This is a genomic window from Pseudomonas sp. FSL R10-0056 (assembly GCF_009600105.1).
In the GTDB taxonomy this organism is placed as follows: domain Bacteria; phylum Pseudomonadota; class Gammaproteobacteria; order Pseudomonadales; family Pseudomonadaceae; genus Aquipseudomonas; species Aquipseudomonas bubulae.
In genome coordinates, this window is sequence record NZ_WIWL01000194.1 from 18,187 (window position 1) to 35,382 (window position 17,196).

Consider the following 17,196-nt stretch of genomic DNA (forward strand, 5'->3'; position numbering starts at 1 on the left):
TTGCCCGATCACATCCTCAACCGATGGTCATCAGGCTTGCGTTGCCACCCGCAGCAGCGGTGTTGACGCTCAGTGCGCGCTCGATCACCAGGCGCTCCAGGGCGATATTGGTTTCGCCCTGGGACAGGCCCTGTACGCCAACGATGGCGCCTGCGCGTTGTGCCACTTGCTGGCACACGTCACGCAACTGGTCACAGTCGCCGTGGTGCAGGACGGCGTCGAAGATCACTTCGTCCTTGGTCCAGTCCGCGACCAGTGTGATGCGTGGCTGCACCTCTGCAGGCAGGCGGGCCAGCAGGGCCTTGGCCAGTTCACTTTGCGGCAGTACCGCCGAGCTGCCCACGGCCAGAACGGCAGCCAGTTGGGTCAGCAGGTCGCTTTCAACTTCAGCCAGGCACAGCACATGTTCACGCGGCAGAATGGCGTAGCTGTTGCGTTCGCCGGTCGGGCCGTTGAGCAGGCGCGTGATGCCACTTTGCGAGTGTGCAGCGTACTCGGTGCACAGCTCGGCCAGTGCTGGTTGCTGGTTGCTGGTTGCCCAGGCTTGCAGGGCGCTGAGCGGTTTGCTCATGGCCTCGCGGGCCTGGGTGTCCGGTGCGGTCACGGCATCGACCTTGGCGAACGATTGCTCGATTGCATTGCCCGGGCGGGTCGACAGCAGGCGGTACAGGTACAGCGGGCCACCGGCTTTCGGGCCGGTACCCGACAGGCCTTCACCGCCGAACGGTTGCACGCCGACCACCGCACCAACGATGTTGCGGTTGACGTAGACGTTACCGGCGTTGACGTTGTTGACCACCTTGGCAATGGTTTCGTCGATACGGGTATGCACGCCCAGTGTCAGGCCATAACCCGAAGCGTTGATCTGTGCGATCAACTGGTCGATGTCTTTGCGCTTGTAGCGCACCACGTGCAGCACCGGCCCGAAGATCTCGCGTTCCAGCTCGTCAAAGCTTTCCAGTTCAATCAGGGTCGGCATGACAAAGGTGCCGCGTTTGCATTCTTCGCTATCGGCGATGGCCATCTGGTACACAGAGCGGCCCTTGTCGCGCATGCCCTGGATATGCTGCTCGATCCCGGCCTTGGCTTCGGCGTCGATCACCGGGCCGATGTCCACGTTCAAGCGCTCGGGGTTGCCCATGCGCGATTCGGCCATGGCACCTTTGAGCATTTCGATGACGCGATCTGCCGAGTCCTCTTGCAGGCACAGTACCCGCAGTGCCGAGCAACGTTGACCGGCGCTGTCGAAGGCCGAAGACACCACGTCGATAACCACTTGCTCGGTCAGGGCCGAAGAGTCGACGATCATGGCGTTCTGGCCGCCAGTTTCGGCGATCAGCGGGATAGGGCGGCCCTGGGCATCCAGGCGACCGGCAATATTGCGTTGCAGCAGGCGGGCCACTTCGGTGGAGCCGGTGAACATCACGCCTTTGACGCGATCATCACCCACCAGGCGTGCGCCGACGGTTTCGCCACGGCCAGGCAGCAATTGCAGCACGCCTTGCGGGATGCCGGCTTCGAGCAGGATGCGTACGGCTTGTGCGGCAACCAGCGGGGTTTGCTCGGCAGGCTTGGCCAGTACCGGGTTACCGGCAGCCAATGCTGCAGCCACCTGGCCGCTGAAGATGGCCAGCGGGAAGTTCCACGGGCTGATGCAGACCACCGGGCCCAGCGGGCGGTGGGCATCGTTGGTGAAGTCGTTACGGGCCTGCACCGCGTAGTAGCGCAGGAAGTCCACTGCTTCGCGCACTTCGGCGATAGCGTTGGCGAAGGTCTTGCCAGCTTCACGGGCCAGCAGGCCCATCAGTGGCTGGATCTCGCCTTCCATCAGGTCGGCGGCGCGCTCCAGGATCGCAGCGCGCTCGGCGGGCGGGGTGGCCTGCCAGATCGGTGCGGCGCTCAGGGCACACTGGATAGCGTTATCGGCGTCTTCAACGGTGGCTTCTTGTACATGACCCACCACATCACGCAGGTCGGCCGGGTTGAGCACCGCCGCCGGGGCTTCGTTGCTGGAGTCACAACCGAGCATCGGCGCGGCTTTCCAGTCGTTATGGGCCGTGGCCAGCAAGGCGCAGGACAGCGACGCCAAACGGTGTTCGTTGGACATGTCGATGCCGCTGGAGTTGGCGCGTTCGCTGCCATACAGATCACGCGGCAACGGGATGCGCGGGTGCGGCAAGCCGAAGCCGCCTTCGGTCGTGGCCATTTGTTCAATCTGGCTGACTGGATCGGCCACCAACTCGTGGATTGCGATAGTGTGGTCGGCGATACGGTTAACGAACGAGGTGTTCGCGCCGTTTTCCAGCAGGCGTCGCACCAGGTAAGCCAGCAGTGTTTCGTGGGTACCCACTGGGGCGTACACACGGCACGGACGGTTCAGCTTGCCTTCGGCAACCTTGCCTACAACCTGTTCGTAGAGGGGTTCACCCATGCCGTGCAGGCACTGGAACTCGTACTGACCCGGGTAGTAGTTTTGACCGGCAATGTGATAAATCGCCGACAGCGTTTGGGCGTTGTGGGTGGCGAATTGCGGGTAGATGGCTTCTGGTACGGCCAGCAGCTTTTTCGCACAAGCGAGGTAGGACACGTCGGTGTACACCTTGCGGGTGTAGACCGGATAGCCTTCCAGGCCTTCGACTTGGGCGCGTTTGATTTCACTGTCCCAGTACGCGCCCTTCACCAGGCGGATCATCAGGCGATGACGACTGCGGCGAGCCAGGTCGATCACGTAGTCGATCACATACGGGCAGCGCTTCTGGTAAGCCTGAATCACGAAGCCGATGCCGTTCCAGCCAGCCAGCTGCGGCTCGAAGCACAGGCGCTCGAGCAGGTCGAGAGAGATTTCCAGGCGGTCTGCTTCTTCGGCGTCGATATTGAGACCGATGTCATACTTCTTGGCCAGCAAGGTCAGCGACAACAGGCGCGGGTACAGTTCGTCCATCACGCGTTCGTACTGGGCGCGGCTGTAGCGCGGGTGCAGGGCCGACAGCTTGATGGAAATGCCCGGGCCTTCATAGATGCCGCGACCGTGGGAGGCTTTGCCAATCGAGTGGATGGCTTGCTCGTAGGACGCGAGGTACTTTTGTGCGTCATGTTCGGTGAGTGCGGCTTCGCCGAGCATGTCGTAGGAATAACGGAAGCCCTTGGCTTCAAAGCGCGTGGCGTTGGCCAGGGCTTCGGCGATGGTTTCGCCGGTGACAAACTGCTCGCCCATCAGGCGCATGGCCATGTCGACGCCCTTGCGGATCATCGGCTCGCCGCTCTTGCCGATAATGCGGCTCAGGGAGGAGGTCAGGCCTGCTTCGTTGTGCGTCGACACCAGCTTGCCGGTCAGCAACAGACCCCAGGTCGCAGCGTTGACGAACAGCGACGGGCTGTTGCCCAGGTGCGGGTGCCAGTTGCCAGTGCTGATCTTGTCGCGAATAAGGGCGTCGCGGGTGCCTTTGTCCGGGATACGCAGCAGCGCCTCAGCCAGGCACATCAGGGCCACGCCCTCCTGGGACGACAGGGAAAACTCCTGCAGCAAGCCCTGCACGATACCGGCACGGCCGCCGGCGCTCTTCTGGTTGCGCAATTTTTCGGCAATCGAGGCCGCCAGGGTTTGCGTGGCTTCGGCCATAGGGGCTGGCAGTCGCGCCTGCTCCAGCAACATGGGCACCACTTCGGGTTCCGGGCGACGGTACGCCGAAGTAATGGCAGCGCGCAGTACGGACTGCGGCAGGATGCTTTCTGCGAACTCCAGGAAGCATTGATGCGCGTGGTCGGCTTGTACTTCGTCGGCGTCATCGCTGGCAGAACCAGGGATACCGCTCAACTCGGTCAGGGTTGCACCACCCTCGAGTTTTTCCAGGTAATTGAAGATTGCCTGCTTGATCAGCCAGTGTGGCGTGCGATCAATCGAGGTCGCGGCGGCCTTGAGGCGCTCGCGGGTCGGGTCATCAAGTTTGACCCCAAGGGTGGTGGTAGCCATTTTTTTATCCTCATGGGTGCCACATTTGCGTGGCAGCAGCTGGCGGCAAGATTAGCGCTGCGCCGAAACGGGTGCAACTAGGTGCAACCCGTTTTTTTGTGGATTGGTCGACGCTTCGTCAGGAATATTCAGGCGGGGTGAAATCAGTGCCCTGGTGTGGTGCTTTCTGTTTGGTTTGGTAGGGTCTTTGCTCCGAAAAGGCGCAAAAACTCCGAATTGAGACGAAAAGGCGACAAGGTGCAACTTGGCTCGCAGAAACTGGTTGCACCCGATTTGCTTTGTTGCATAGCATTCGCGCCCAAGGTGCAACCTCCTACAGAAGATTGGTTCATCGGCTGATGGATTTCCTGGGGAAACATCAGTCATAAATGCGCGGCAGGGTTAATCGTCTCAAACAGGACGTTTGTGAGCGTACGGCCAGACCGCCGCTAAACATAAAAACAATGCCAGGGCTTTATCAATGAGTGTTAGTAACCCAACCCTGATCACGTTCGTGATCTATATTGCGGCAATGGTGCTGATTGGCCTGATGGCTTATCGCTCCACCAACAACCTTTCTGACTATATTCTCGGTGGCCGTAGCCTGGGCAGCGTTGTCACTGCATTGTCCGCCGGTGCCTCCGACATGAGCGGCTGGTTGTTGATGGGTTTGCCGGGTGCGATCTACATGTCCGGCTTGTCGGAAAGCTGGATCGCCATCGGTCTGGTGACCGGCGCTTACCTGAACTGGCTGTTTGTTGCCGGTCGCCTGCGGGTACAGACCGAGCACAACGGTGATGCGCTGACCTTGCCGGATTACTTCTCCAGCCGTTTTGAAGACAAAAGCGGTTTGCTGCGGATCATCTCGGCCATCGTGATTCTGGTGTTCTTCACCATCTACTGCGCTTCCGGCATTGTGGCCGGCGCCCGTCTGTTCGAAAGCACCTTCGGCATGTCTTACGAATCCGCCTTGTGGGCCGGTGCTGCGGCGACCATCGCCTATACCTTTATCGGTGGGTTCCTGGCAGTGAGCTGGACCGACACGGTTCAAGCCACCCTGATGATCTTCGCGCTGATCCTGACGCCTATCATCGTGCTGCTGGCCACGGGTGGCGTAGACACCACGTTCCTGGCCATCGAGGCCAACGACCCAAGCAACTTCGACATGCTCAAGGGCACGTCCTTCATCGGCATCATCTCGCTGATGGGCTGGGGTCTGGGTTACTTCGGTCAACCGCACATTCTGGCGCGTTTCATGGCCGCTGATTCGGTCAAGTCGATCGCCAAGGCGCGTCGCATCTCCATGACCTGGATGATCCTGTGCCTGGCCGGTACGGTCGCTGTAGGCTTTTTCGGTATCGCTTACTTCTCGGCACACCCTGAAGTGGCCGGGCCGGTGACCGAAAACCCAGAGCGCGTATTCATTGAACTGGCCAAGCTGCTGTTCAACCCGTGGATTGCCGGTGTGCTGCTGTCGGCCATTCTGGCTGCGGTCATGAGTACCCTGAGCTGCCAGTTGCTGGTGTGCTCCAGTGCCCTGACCGAAGACTTCTACAAGTCCTTCCTGCGTAAAAATGCCTCCCAGCTGGAACTGGTATGGGTTGGCCGGATCATGGTGCTGGTGGTTGCACTGATCGCCATTGCACTGGCCTCCAACCCGGAGAACCGTGTGCTGGGTCTGGTGAGCTACGCGTGGGCAGGTTTCGGTGCTGCGTTCGGTCCAGTAGTACTGATCTCTGTACTGTGGAAAGGCATGACCCGTAATGGTGCATTGGCCGGTATTCTGGTCGGTGCCATTACCGTGATCGTGTGGAAGCATTTCGCCTTGTTTGGCCTGTACGAAATCATCCCGGGCTTTATCCTGGGCAGCCTGGCCATTGTGCTGGCAAGCCTTGCGGGCAAAGGCCCAAGCAAAGGCATGATCGAGCGTTTCGACGCTGCTGAAAAAGACTTCCAGCAAAACAGCTGATCAGAGAAGCGCTTGCGCTGACCTTGAAGTGTTCAAAAACGGCCCGTCTCCAGGTGAGACGGGCCGTTTTTTTTGCCTGGGCGTTGCTCACCGTATCTCGGAAAAAACGCCCGCGACCTGACGTCAGGTTGCGTACAAGGTAAACTTCGCCTCCTGCGCAGGAGCAACCATGAACTATCGTCACGCCTTCCACGCCGGCAACCACGCCGACGTCTTCAAACATATCGTCTTGACCCGCCTCATCGCCCTGATGTCGCGCAAAGAGCAGCCTTTTGCCTATCTCGATACCCACGCCGGTATTGGTCTGTACGACCTCAAGGGCGATCAGGCCAACCGCACGGGCGAGTACCTTGAAGGCATTGCACGGTTGTGGGGGCAGAAAGACCTGCCTGCAGTGACTGATGACTACATGCAAGTACTGCGCAAGATGAACCCGGATGGCGAGTTGCGCTATTACCCGGGCTCGCCGGAGTGGGCGCGACGCCTGACCCGTTCCCAGGACCGTGTGCTGTTGAACGAGAAACACCCCGAAGACGGCGTATTGCTCAAAGACAACATGAAGGGTGATCGCCGCGTAGCGGTGCATTTGGGCGAAGGCTGGCATGTGCCGCGTGCTTTGCTGCCGGTGGCTGAGAAGCGTGGCTTGATGCTGATCGACCCGCCGTTCGAGAAACTCGACGAAATGAAGCGCTGCGCCGAATCGTTGAAAGACGCGATCAGTCGCATGCGCCAGACCGTTGTAGCGATCTGGTATCCGATCAAGGACAAGCGCCAGTTGCGTCGTTTCTATCAGGACCTGGCAGGTTCAGGTGCACCGAAGTTGCTGCAGGTGGAGTTGTTCGTGCATCCGCTGGATACGCCCAACAGCCTCAATGGTTCGGGCCTGGCGATCGCCAACCCGCCTTGGGGTCTCGAAGAAGAGCTGCGCGAACTGTTGCCGTGGCTGGCCAAAAAACTGGGTCAAACCCAGGGTGGCTGGCAGATGGAATGGTTGATTGCGGAAAATAGCTGAAAACCAATGTGAGAGCGGACTTGCTCGCGATCGAGGCGATGCGGTGTAACAGAAACACCGAGTCGCTTGCATCGCGAGCAAGCCCGCTCCCACCGTTTTTTGTGCTACATCAAATCGGGCAGGTCACACCGGTGCCGCCGATACCGCAATAACCCTGCGGGTTTTTCGCCAGGTACTGCTGGTGGTATGCCTCGGCGAAGTACACCGTTGGCGCCTGGTCGATTTCAGTGGTGATGGTGCCCAGCCCGGCCTTGTCCAGTTCCGCCTGGAACACCTTCTTGCTTTCCAGTGCCTGCTCAAGCTGTTCAGGGGTGGTGCAGTAGATCACCGAGCGGTACTGGGTGCCGATGTCGTTACCCTGGCGCATGCCTTGGGTGGGGTTGTGCAGTTCCCAGAACATGGCCAGCAATTGCTTGTAGCTGACCACTTCCGGTTCGTAGACCACCAGCACCACTTCGGTGTGGCCGGTCAGGCCCGAGCAGACTTCTTCGTAGGTCGGGTTCGGCGTGTAGCCGCCCGCATAGCCCACTACGGTGCTGACTACGCCTTCGCGCTCCCAGAACTTGCGTTCTGCGCCCCAGAAGCAACCCAGGCCAAAAATCGCGAAGTCCACGTTCATCGGGAACGGGCCCAGTAGCGGCTGGCCGGTGACGTAGTGGGTTTCCGGCAGTTGTACGTGAGTGTCACGGCCGGGCAGGGCTTGTTCTTTAGTGGGTAGCACGTTTTTATTCACCAGGATTTCCGAGCGCAAGACCATGTTTCATGTCCTCTCAGTCAGAGTGTAGGAAGTCAGGCTGCTAGTGTGCCCGAGTGTTACGGCGCTGTCAGGCCAGTGGGCCACGCGGGTAGCGTTTGAGTTTTTCTATCAGTTCGCTGCCGGGGATAGGTCGGTCGAACAGATAACCCTGGCCTACATCACAGCGATGGCGGCGCAGGAATGCCAACTGTGCAGCGGTTTCAATGCCCTCGGCAACCACTTTGAGCTTGAGGTTGTGGGCCATGGCAATCACGGCGGAGGTGATTTCCATGTCGTTCTGGTTGTCGGGGATGTCTTTGATAAAGCTGCGGTCGATCTTGATGATGTCGATCGGAAATTTTTTCAAGTAGCTGAGCGATGAGTAGCCGGTGCCGAAATCGTCCATGGCCAGGGTCAGGCCCAGTTTTTTCAGTTGGTCGAGTTGCAGGCGGGTGTCGTCGGTGGCTTCCAGCAGCAAGCCTTCGGTCAGCTCCAGCTCCAGCAGCGCAGCCGGTAACTGTTCTTCCTTGAGGATACTGGCAATCGAGGCAACCAGGTCCGGGTCGGAGAACTGCTTGGGCGACACGTTGATCGCTACTTGCAGACTGCCCAGCCCGGCCAGGCTCAGTTGCCGGCTCATCCGGCACGCCTGGCGGGCGACCCATTTGCCGATAGGGATGATCAGCCCGGTTTCTTCGGCCACGCTGATGAACTGATCGGGGCGGATCATGCCGTTTTTAGGGTGGTTCCAGCGCAGCAGGGCTTCCATGCCCAGCAGTCGTCCGGTACGCAGGCACAGCTTGGGCTGGTAGAACACCTCAAGTTCGTTCTGGGTCAGGGCGCGGCGCAGGTTGTTTTCGACAAACAGTTTGTAGCTGGCTTCGGCATTCAGGGCTTCGGTAAACACCTGCACCTGGTGCTTGCCGCAGGCCTTGGCCTTGTGCAGCGCCAGGCCTGCGTTGCGCATCAGGGTTTGCGGATCCCGGCCATGCAAGGGCGCACAGGCTACCCCGACCGAGCCGGTGACGCTGATCAGCTGGTTATCGACGAACATCGGCTTGTCGAGGGTCATCAGCAACTGGCTGGCAATTTGCTGTCCGGTCGTCAGGTCAGTATCGTCCAGCAATACCGCGAATTCGTTACTGGCAAAGCGCGCCAGCCCATCGCTGGCGCTCAGGCTGTTGCGCAGGCGCCGGGCCAGGCTGATCAGCAGCTTGTCGCCGGTCTGGTGGCCAAGGCTGTCATTGATGCGCTTGAAGTTGTCGATGTCCACCAGCAACAGGCACACCGGCGTGTTGCTGTTGCGGGCGAAGCGTTCATCGAGGTTGCGGATAAAGGCCGGGCGGTTGCCCAGGTTGGTCAGGTTGTCGGTGTAGGCCAGGCGTTCGATGCGCTGCTGCGCCAGCTTGGCCTCGGTGATGTCTTCATAAATACCGATGTAGTGGGTCAGCTCACGGTTGTCGCCATACACCTTGGAAATCGACATCTGCCCCCAGTAGGGTTCCAGGTTTTTGCGTCGGCTCTTGAATTCACCCTGCCAGCTGTTGCCTTTGCTCAGGCTGGAGTGAGCATCGAAGAGCAGTTCGCTGAGGTTTTCCAGAGCGGGCAGCTCGGACAGTTTATGGCCCTGGACTTCCTCGGTGCTGTATTGGGTGATGGCGGTAAAGCTGGGGTTTACGTACTCCACCACGCCATCGCAGTTGACCAGCAAAAAGGCGTTGGCACTTTGTTCGACGGCGCGCTGGAACAGGTGCAGGGCGTTGGTGGCGGCGCGGCGGTTGTGGTTGTTGATGACCTGGGCAAACTGGTCGGCCAGCTCGCCGGCGAAGGCGATTTCGTCCGCTTGCCAGGCGCGGGTTCTGCCGACCTGCTCCAGGCACAGGACGCCCACCACCTGACCGTCGATGCGGATACCTGCGTCGAGCATGGCATTGGCTTCGTGCCGGCCCAGGCTGGCCACCAGTTCGCGGGTGCGTGGGTCGCGGCTGGCGTTCGGCGCGTCGATCGAACGGCTGGTGTGCAAGGCTTCCAGGTAGTCGGGGAAGTGGCTGGCATCGAAGATGTCTTGCGCGACATGGGCCTGGGTCTCGCGTTCGAACGCCGAAACAGGCAGCAACCGGTTGCCTTCAAGATTCCACAGGCTGGCACCATCGATTTGATAGATATCGCAGGCGCTGCGGGTGATCAGCTCGGCGGCTTCTTGCAGCGAATTGTGCTGGCTGTAGCGATGACGGGCGAGGCGCAGGATCAAGTCCTGCTGGGCACGCACGCGCTCCAGATGCTGAAGTTGATCCGCCTGGGTACGCTGGTTGAGCGCCAGGGCGATCTGCAGGCGGCTGTTTTGTGTTTCAAGTTCGGCCACCGGGGCGGGCGAAGGGCTGGCAGCGCTGTCTTCAATGGCCAGCAGATAGCCGCGCAAAAAATGTCGATTATGCTGTTTGTAGGCCTCGCCCAGCTCCATCAGGTTCAGTGGGCCCAGGGCGGTGTGCAGGGTGTAATGCACAACGTAGTGGTGGCTGGTCCTGAGCTGATGCTCGATTGCATCGTGCAGGTGATAGCGGGCGCGGGGTTCCATCAGACTGGCGTAGGGCGAGCCAACCAGCGCGCACAAGTCTGCCGCGGGCATGCCGAATTGGCGCTCGCAGTGCGGGTCGAGATAGAGCATGGCCCAGCTGGCTTCATTAAGCCGTTCGAAACGCAGCATGCCGAGCCTGGAAGGTACGGGGAGCTGGGTCACGACCTCGGCTGCCAGGCGCGGGGCAGCATCAGGCTGGCTTTTCATTGGGGCACTCGCTTCACAAATGCGGATTGCGCACGGGCTGTCACCCTGTCTCTGTGGTAGACGGCAAGGTTGCATCATGCTCGGCGTGCTGACAAGTGAACATAAAGGCTAAGTGCTATAAGGGCTTATCGGCCGGTCGGGGATTTCCTGCAGGCCGATCGGCAAGGTTTGCAGCTTATTTAAGCTCAACAGTTGCGGACTCGATAATCCGGCCCTTTCTATTGTGAAAATCAACCTTGAGTTGTTGGCCGCTAATGCTCAGGCAGACGAAGTTGTCTTCGCTGACCACTCGACTGTTGAGCTTGAGTGAGTAAGTGCCTGTGCCCACGCTGGTCAAGGGGGCGTTGACGAGCAGGTCTCTGACATTCGCGTACGGCAGCAGTCTGGTATTGCACAGGGGTGAGGACACCACGCTGTGTACGATAAAGTCCGGGCTTTTGTCGTGGGTCAGATGACAGCAGAGCGAGCCATGAATATCGCCCGACACGAACACCACGTTCTTGATGGCGTTGCTGCGAATGGTTTCGAGGATGCGGTTGCGCTGCGCCGCAAAGGCCTTCCAGCCGTCATTGTCGCGCCGTTGGTCGGGCATAAGCATGACGCTGCTGACGATGAACTTGACCCTGGCGTTGCTGTTGATCAGCCATTTGAGCAGTGCCTGTTCCTGAGTGACGCCGATCATGCGTTTGTCACGCCCCGTAAGGGTGCGCTCGGTGCGGCAATCCATGACGAACCAGTCGATGTCAGCGTTGGCAAACCTGTACCAGTAGCGGGACAGGTTGCGGTTGATGCGCCCGTCGGGCAGCAGGTCGTGGGCCGGGCCATGGCTGCACTGGTAAGCCTCGTAAGCTCTCATGGCGTTGTTGTAGAGCGTTTTATCTCCGGTATCCCGATTGGCTGGCCAGTTATCTTCGATTTCATGGTCGTCGAGGATCATGTAGGTCGCAGTGCCTGCCATTAGCTTGCGGATATGGGGTTGTGTGAAAGCGGCGCGGTATTTTCGGGTGATGCTGGAGTAGTCGCGGTCCGGGGCCACAATATTCAGGTCATCGACATACACCTGATCGCCGGCCATCACCACAGCATCAATGCTTTGCTGGCGGGTCAGTGCATGGATGTTGCCGAAGATTTCGTCCCCTAGGTGCGGGGCAGAAGGGATGCCTGCCGTGAGCCTGAGGTAGCGGCAAGAGCCAACGACATATCGGCGAGTACGGTTGCGTGCAGTTGAGTCGGTCTTGAAGCTGTATACCGTGGCAGGCCATTGAAGCGGGATCTGCTTGACGGTTTCAGTCGTGTGCCCGGGGTTTGCGGTGGCGAACCAGCCAGCCTGGTATTCGTAGCGGGTATCACTGTGCAGAGTGTTCAAGACCAGCGTATCGGACATGTCGAACTCAGGGCTCAGTCTTGAAAACACACCGACAGACCACTGGCTGTCGCCAGCCTTGCGATGCCGGATACCGGCGAAGACGGCGTTGTTTTTGTCGAGTTCGCCGCGGACAAAAATGCGCGCGTGCTGTGAAGTGGTAAAGCCCACTATCGGGCCAACGGTGGGTGGGATCACATCGAAATCCTTTCTGATGTTTGGGCGATGGCAATCGCGTGGTTCAATTCCTTTGGTTAACGGTAGAAAAGGTTGGGTGGTTGACCCATTCATGGATTCAGCGCTGGGTGTAGTGCTTGAAGGGCAGTGAGTGTCAGAAAAGCCCCTCACCCTAGCCCTCTCCCAAAGTGAGAGGGGCCTGAGCGCACGCAACTTCAAAACACCGCCAATCAGCTCCCTCTCCCTCCGGGAGAGGGTTGGGGTGAGGGGCTCTTCAAATCGCAGGCAAAAAAAAGCCCCGCCAAATGGCGGGGTTGAGGTACGAGCGTGGCGCTCGGAAAACAGTGCGCTACCCCGGCCTTCAGTGACGAAGGCCGGGGCGTGGCTTACAACAGGATAGTGCGGATGTCGCCCAGCAACTGGCTCAGACGCTGGGTGAAGCGTGCAGCAGCAGCGCCGTTGATCACGCGGTGATCGTAGGACAGCGACAGTGGCAGCATCAGCTTCGGCTGGAAGGCTTTACCGTCCCAGACTGGCTGGATGGTTGCCTTGGATACGCCGAGGATAGCCACTTCCGGTGCGTTGACGATCGGCGTGAAGCCGGTGCCGCCAATGTGACCGAGGCTGGAAATGGTGAAGCACGCGCCTTGCATGTCGTCTGCGGTGAGCTTCTTGTCACGGGCCTTGGCGGCCAGTGCAGCGGCTTCAGCAGCCAGTTGCAACAGGCTCTTCTGATCAACGTTCTTGATCACAGGCACCAGCAGGCCATCCGGGGTGTCAACGGCGAAGCCGATGTTGACGTACTTCTTGCGGATGATCGCTTTGCCGCTTGGCGCCAGCGAGCTGTTGAAGTCCGGCATTTCCTTGAGCAGGTGCGCGCAGGACTTGAGCAGCAGAGGCAGTACGGTCAGTTTCACGCCGGCTTTTTCTGCGACGGCTTTTTGCGCGACGCGGAAGGCTTCCAGCTCGGTGATGTCAGCCTGGTCGAACTGAGTCACGTGCGGAATGTTCAGCCAGCTGCGGTGCAGGCTCGACGCGCCGATTTGCATCAGGCGGGTCATGGCCACTTCTTCCACTTCACCGAAACGGCTGAAGTCGACAGCAGGGATCGGCGGAATGCCAGCACCACCGGTTGCGCCGGCGGCCGGTGCTTCCTTGGCTTTTTGCATCATGGCTTTGACGTGCGCCTGCACGTCTTCCTTGATGATACGGCCGTGCGGGCCGCTCGGAGTGACTGCACTCAGCTCGACGCCGAATTCGCGGGCCAGTTGACGCACGGCAGGGCCGGCGTGAACCTTGCCACCTTTTGGCGCAGGCGCGGCGGCCGGGGCAGGAGCAGCCTCGGTTTTCGCAGCAGGTGCCGGGGCAGCAGGTGCTTCAGCTTTTGCCGGTGCAGGAGCAGCAGCGGCCTGGGCAGGAGCAGCAGGTGCCGCAGCGCCTTGAACCTTGAGCTTGAGGATAAAGTCGCCAGTGCCGACTTCGTCATCCAGCTTGACCGAAATACTCTCAACCACACCGGCGGCTGGCGATGGAATTTCCATGCTGGCCTTGTCGGACTCGAGAGTGATCAAGGATTGATCAGCCTCAACGGTATCGCCGGCCTTGACCAGGATTTCGATGATTTTAGCTTTGCCCGACGAGCCGATATCCGGGACATGAATGTCCTGGATGGTAGCAGCGGCAGGTGCAGCCGGGGCCACAGGGGCCTCGGCAGCAGGAGCAGCAGGTTTTTCGGCCGCAGCAGGAGCTGCAGCAGGGGCCGGTGCTTCAGGCGCCGCAGCGGCGCCCTCGGCTTCCAGTTCCAGCAGTTCGTCGCCTTCTTTCAGGCGGTCGCCCAGCTTGATCTTCAGGCTCTTGACGATACCGGCCTTGGGAGCAGGGATTTCCATGCTCGCCTTGTCCGATTCCAGGGTCAGGATGCTCTGATCGGCTTCGATACGGTCGCCGACTTTTACAAACAGCTCGATGACTTCACCGTCGCCGCTGCCGATGTCAGGTACTCGAATGAGTTCGCTCACAAATATTCTCCTCAGCAGTCCAGTGGGTTGCGTTTTTCCGGGTTGATGCCGAACTTGACGATGGCTTCTGCCACCACTTTAGGTTCGATATCGCCACGGTCAGCCAGTGCTTCCAGGGCTGCCAACACCACGAAATGACGGTCTACTTCAAAGAAGTGACGCAGTTTTTTGCGGCTGTCGCTGCGGCCGAAACCGTCAGTGCCCAGCACTTTGAATTCCTTGACCGGTACCCACTGGCGAATCTGTTCGGCGAACAGCTTCATGTAGTCGGTAGAGGCAATCACCGGACCTTTACGGCCGGTCAGGCACTCTTCAACGTAGCTCAGCTGAGGCTTCTGGCCAGGGTGCAGGCGGTTGTGACGCTCTACGGCCAGGCCGTCGCGACGCAGTTCGTTGAAGCTGGTAACGCTCCATACGTCAGCGCCGATGTTGAACTGTTCACGCAGGATGATCGCCGCTTCACGGACTTCACGCAGGATGGTGCCGGAGCCCATCAGCTGAACGTGGTGCGCCGCTTCCTTGGTGTCTTCCTCGAGCAGGTACATGCCCTTGACGATGCCTTCCTCGACACCGGCCGGCATGGCTGGCTGCTGGTAGGACTCGTTCATGACGGTGATGTAGTAGAAGACGTCCTGTTGCTCTTCGGTCATCTTCTTCATGCCGTCCTGAATGATCACCGCCAGCTCATAGCCGTAGGTCGGATCAAAGGTGCGGCAGTTCGGGATGGTACCGGCCAGGATGTGGCTGTGACCGTCTTCGTGCTGCAGGCCTTCACCGTTGAGCGTGGTACGCCCGGCGGTGCCGCCGATCAGGAAGCCACGGGTGCGGCTGTCGCCAGCGGCCCAGGCCAGGTCGCCAATACGCTGGAAGCCGAACATCGAGTAGAAGATGTAGAACGGCAGCATCGGCTGGTTGTGGTTGGAGTACGAAGTACCGGCGGCGATGAAGGAGCTCATGGCGCCTGCTTCGTTGATGCCTTCTTCGAGGATCTGACCTTTTTTGTCTTCGCGGTAGAACATCACCTGGTCTTTATCGACTGGCTCGTAGAGCTGGCCGACAGAGGAGTAGATGCCCAGCTGGCGGAACATGCCTTCCATACCGAAGGTACGGGCTTCGTCCGGGATGATCGGAACGATGCGCGGGCCGATTTCCTTGTCCTTGACCAGCTGCGCGAGGATCCGCACGAAAGCCATGGTGGTGGAAATTTCACGGTCGCCGGAGCCGTCAAGGATGGCCTTGAGGGTTTCCAGTGGCGGGGTCGGAATGCTGATGCTCTGTGCGCGGCGCTGGGGTACGAAACCGCCCAGTGCGGCACGGCGCTCGCTCAGGTAACGGGCTTCGGCGCTGCCTGCTTCCGGTTTGAAGAACGGCAGGTTTTCGATTTCGTCGTCTTTGACCGGGATGTCGAAACGATCGCGGAACAGCTTCAGGCTTTCAACATCAACCTTCTTGGTGTTGTGCGCGGTGTTTTTCGCTTCGCCGGCGCCGGTGCCATAACCCTTGATGGTCTTGGCCAGGATAACGGTTGGCTGGTCTTTGTGGTTGACCGCTTCGTGGTACGCCGCGTAGACCTTGTACGGGTCGTGGCCGCCACGGTTGAGCTTCCAGATCTCGTCATCGGACAGATCGGCAACCATCGCCTTGAGTTCCGGCGTGTTGAAGAAGTGTTCACGTACGAACGCGCCGTCTTTGGCTTTGTAGTTCTGGTACTCGCCGTCGATGACTTCGTCCATGCGACGTTGCAGGATCCCGTCGACGTCTTTGGCCAGCAGCGGGTCCCAGAAACGGCCCCAAATGACTTTGGTTACGTTCCACTGAGCGCCGCGGAACACGCCTTCGAGTTCCTGGATGATCTTGCCGTTGCCGCGAACCGGGCCGTCGAGGCGCTGCAGGTTGCAGTTGATGACGAAGATCAGGTTGTCGAGGTTTTCACGGCCTGCCAGGGAGATTGCGCCCAGGGATTCCGGCTCGTCGCACTCGCCGTCGCCCAGGAAGCACCAGACTTTCTGGCCAGCAGGGATGTAGCCACGGGCTTCCAGGTACTTCATGAAGCGCGCCTGGTAGATCGCCTGAATCGGGCCAAGGCCCATCGATACGGTCGGGAACTGCCAGAAATCAGGCATCAGCCAAGGGTGCGGGTAGGACGACAGGCCCTGACCGTCCACTTCCTGGCGGAAGTTGTTCATTTGTTCTTCGCTGATGCGGCCTTCCATGAACGCACGGGCGTAAACGCCTGGCGAGGTGTGACCCTGGAAGTAGATCAGGTCGCCGCCGTGTGCGTCGGTAGGGGCCTGGAAGAAGTAGTTGAAGCCGATGTCATACAGGGTTGCGCTGGAAGCGAAGCTGGAGATATGACCGCCCAGGTCAGAATCTTTCAAGTTCGTGCGCATCACCATGGCCATGGCGTTCCAGCGTACCAGCGAGCGAATGCGGCGTTCCATGAACAGGTCGCCAGGCATGCGTGCTTCGTGGGTTACGGGAATCGTGTTGCGATAAGGCGTGGTGATGGCATACGGCAGCTGCGAACCGGTGCGGGTAGCGAGCTCACCCATACGGGTCATCAGATAGTGAGCGCGGTCTTCGCCTTCTTTGTCGAGAACCGATTCCAGGGCGTCCAACCATTCCTGGGTTTCGACGGGATCGAGGTCTTGCATGGCTTGCTCCAGGGCGGATAGGCTTCCAGAATCGGTTGCCTGAGTTTGCGACTGGCCTTGTGGGCAGACGACATAAATTCTTGGATGGCCGGAGGTTGATTCCAGCGGCGTGTAGTTTTACTACAAATCGTCGGCCATTTCAGCCTTTCGAGTGTGTCATGCAGTAGTAAAACTACAGGAATGGTCCTGATGGCCACCTGTTTCGTTGTGCGAAAAATCGATATTGTTGGTGCTTTTATCTGCAATAAGCCGGTGATCTGCGGGCTTGATGCTAAACAAAATGATCTTACAGCTATTTATAACCTTTGTTCGACAGTCGGATTAAACCGCTGTTTCTTCCTGTCACCGTACTCGGCAACACCATAGCCGATCAAGGATAGACCATGAGCCTCCCGTCGCTTGCTCCAATTCCCGGTCTTTTACAGCCACTGGCCAGCCGTGCCGAGCAGTCGTGGCGCACGGCAGTCGCCGGGCTTGAGGGCGGGCACGGGCTCGATGACTGGTCGCCAGAGCGCTGGTCGGCGTTCAGCCGGGTC

The 17,196-nt window shown here is 59.5% G+C and carries 8 protein-coding genes; 2 read left to right on the top strand and 6 right to left on the bottom strand.

The features are described 5' to 3' along the window. Positions 1-16: 16 nt before the first annotated feature. A complete protein-coding gene (gene putA / locus GHO42_RS17270) occupies positions 17-3,970 on the bottom strand; it encodes a trifunctional transcriptional regulator/proline dehydrogenase/L-glutamate gamma-semialdehyde dehydrogenase (RefSeq protein WP_095017706.1) in 3,954 nt (1,317 codons plus the stop codon). A gap of 460 nt (positions 3,971-4,430) precedes the next feature. Between putA and putP the strand changes: the two genes are divergently transcribed. Together putP and GHO42_RS17280 are read left to right on the top strand one after the other, a co-directional pair. Continuing rightward, positions 4,431-5,918 carry a sodium/proline symporter PutP gene (putP, locus tag GHO42_RS17275; protein ID WP_095000897.1) on the top strand — a complete coding sequence of 496 codons (1,488 nt, stop codon included), beginning with the start codon at positions 4,431-4,433 and terminating at the stop codon, positions 5,916-5,918. Positions 5,919-6,087: 169 nt separating this feature from the next. Then, positions 6,088-6,930, top strand: coding sequence for a 23S rRNA (adenine(2030)-N(6))-methyltransferase RlmJ (locus GHO42_RS17280; RefSeq protein ID WP_095017705.1), 843 nt, complete (start codon positions 6,088-6,090; stop codon positions 6,928-6,930). Positions 6,931-7,039: 109 nt separating this feature from the next. On the opposite strand, the gene msrA is transcribed toward GHO42_RS17280, so the two are convergent. From msrA to aceE, 5 genes are all read right to left on the bottom strand, one after another. Continuing rightward, on the bottom strand, positions 7,040-7,687 hold the full coding sequence (gene msrA, locus GHO42_RS17285; protein WP_095000899.1) for a peptide-methionine (S)-S-oxide reductase MsrA: 648 nt from the start codon (positions 7,685-7,687) through the stop codon (positions 7,040-7,042). A 67-nt stretch (positions 7,688-7,754) separates the two neighbouring features. Next, positions 7,755-10,448: an EAL domain-containing protein gene (locus GHO42_RS17290; protein WP_095000900.1), complete on the bottom strand. Its 2,694-nt coding sequence runs from the start codon at positions 10,446-10,448 to the stop codon at positions 7,755-7,757. A 175-nt stretch (positions 10,449-10,623) separates the two neighbouring features. Beyond that, entirely contained in the window at positions 10,624-12,009 is a 1,386-nt protein-coding gene (locus tag GHO42_RS17295) for an alkaline phosphatase D family protein (RefSeq protein WP_095038931.1), read from the bottom strand. A gap of 365 nt (positions 12,010-12,374) precedes the next feature. After that, a complete protein-coding gene (gene aceF, locus GHO42_RS17300) occupies positions 12,375-14,006 on the bottom strand; it encodes a dihydrolipoyllysine-residue acetyltransferase (protein WP_095031373.1) in 1,632 nt (543 codons plus the stop codon). A gap of 11 nt (positions 14,007-14,017) precedes the next feature. Beyond that, positions 14,018-16,660, bottom strand: coding sequence for a pyruvate dehydrogenase (acetyl-transferring), homodimeric type (gene aceE / locus GHO42_RS17305; protein ID WP_095000903.1), 2,643 nt, complete (start codon positions 16,658-16,660; stop codon positions 14,018-14,020). Positions 16,661-17,196 lie beyond the last annotated feature (536 nt).

Excerpts from the sequence above, each read along its gene's own strand:
- putA (WP_095017706.1), bottom strand. The coding sequence starts at position 3,970 with ATGGCTACCACCACCCTTGGGGTCAAACTTGATGACCCGACCCGCGAG.
- putP (WP_095000897.1), top strand. The coding sequence starts at position 4,431 with ATGAGTGTTAGTAACCCAACCCTGATCACGTTCGTGATCTATATTGCG.
- GHO42_RS17280 (WP_095017705.1), top strand. The coding sequence starts at position 6,088 with ATGAACTATCGTCACGCCTTCCACGCCGGCAACCACGCCGACGTCTTC.
- msrA (WP_095000899.1), bottom strand. The coding sequence starts at position 7,687 with ATGGTCTTGCGCTCGGAAATCCTGGTGAATAAAAACGTGCTACCCACT.
- GHO42_RS17290 (WP_095000900.1), bottom strand. The coding sequence starts at position 10,448 with ATGAAAAGCCAGCCTGATGCTGCCCCGCGCCTGGCAGCCGAGGTCGTG.
- aceE (WP_095000903.1), bottom strand. The coding sequence starts at position 16,660 with ATGCAAGACCTCGATCCCGTCGAAACCCAGGAATGGTTGGACGCCCTG.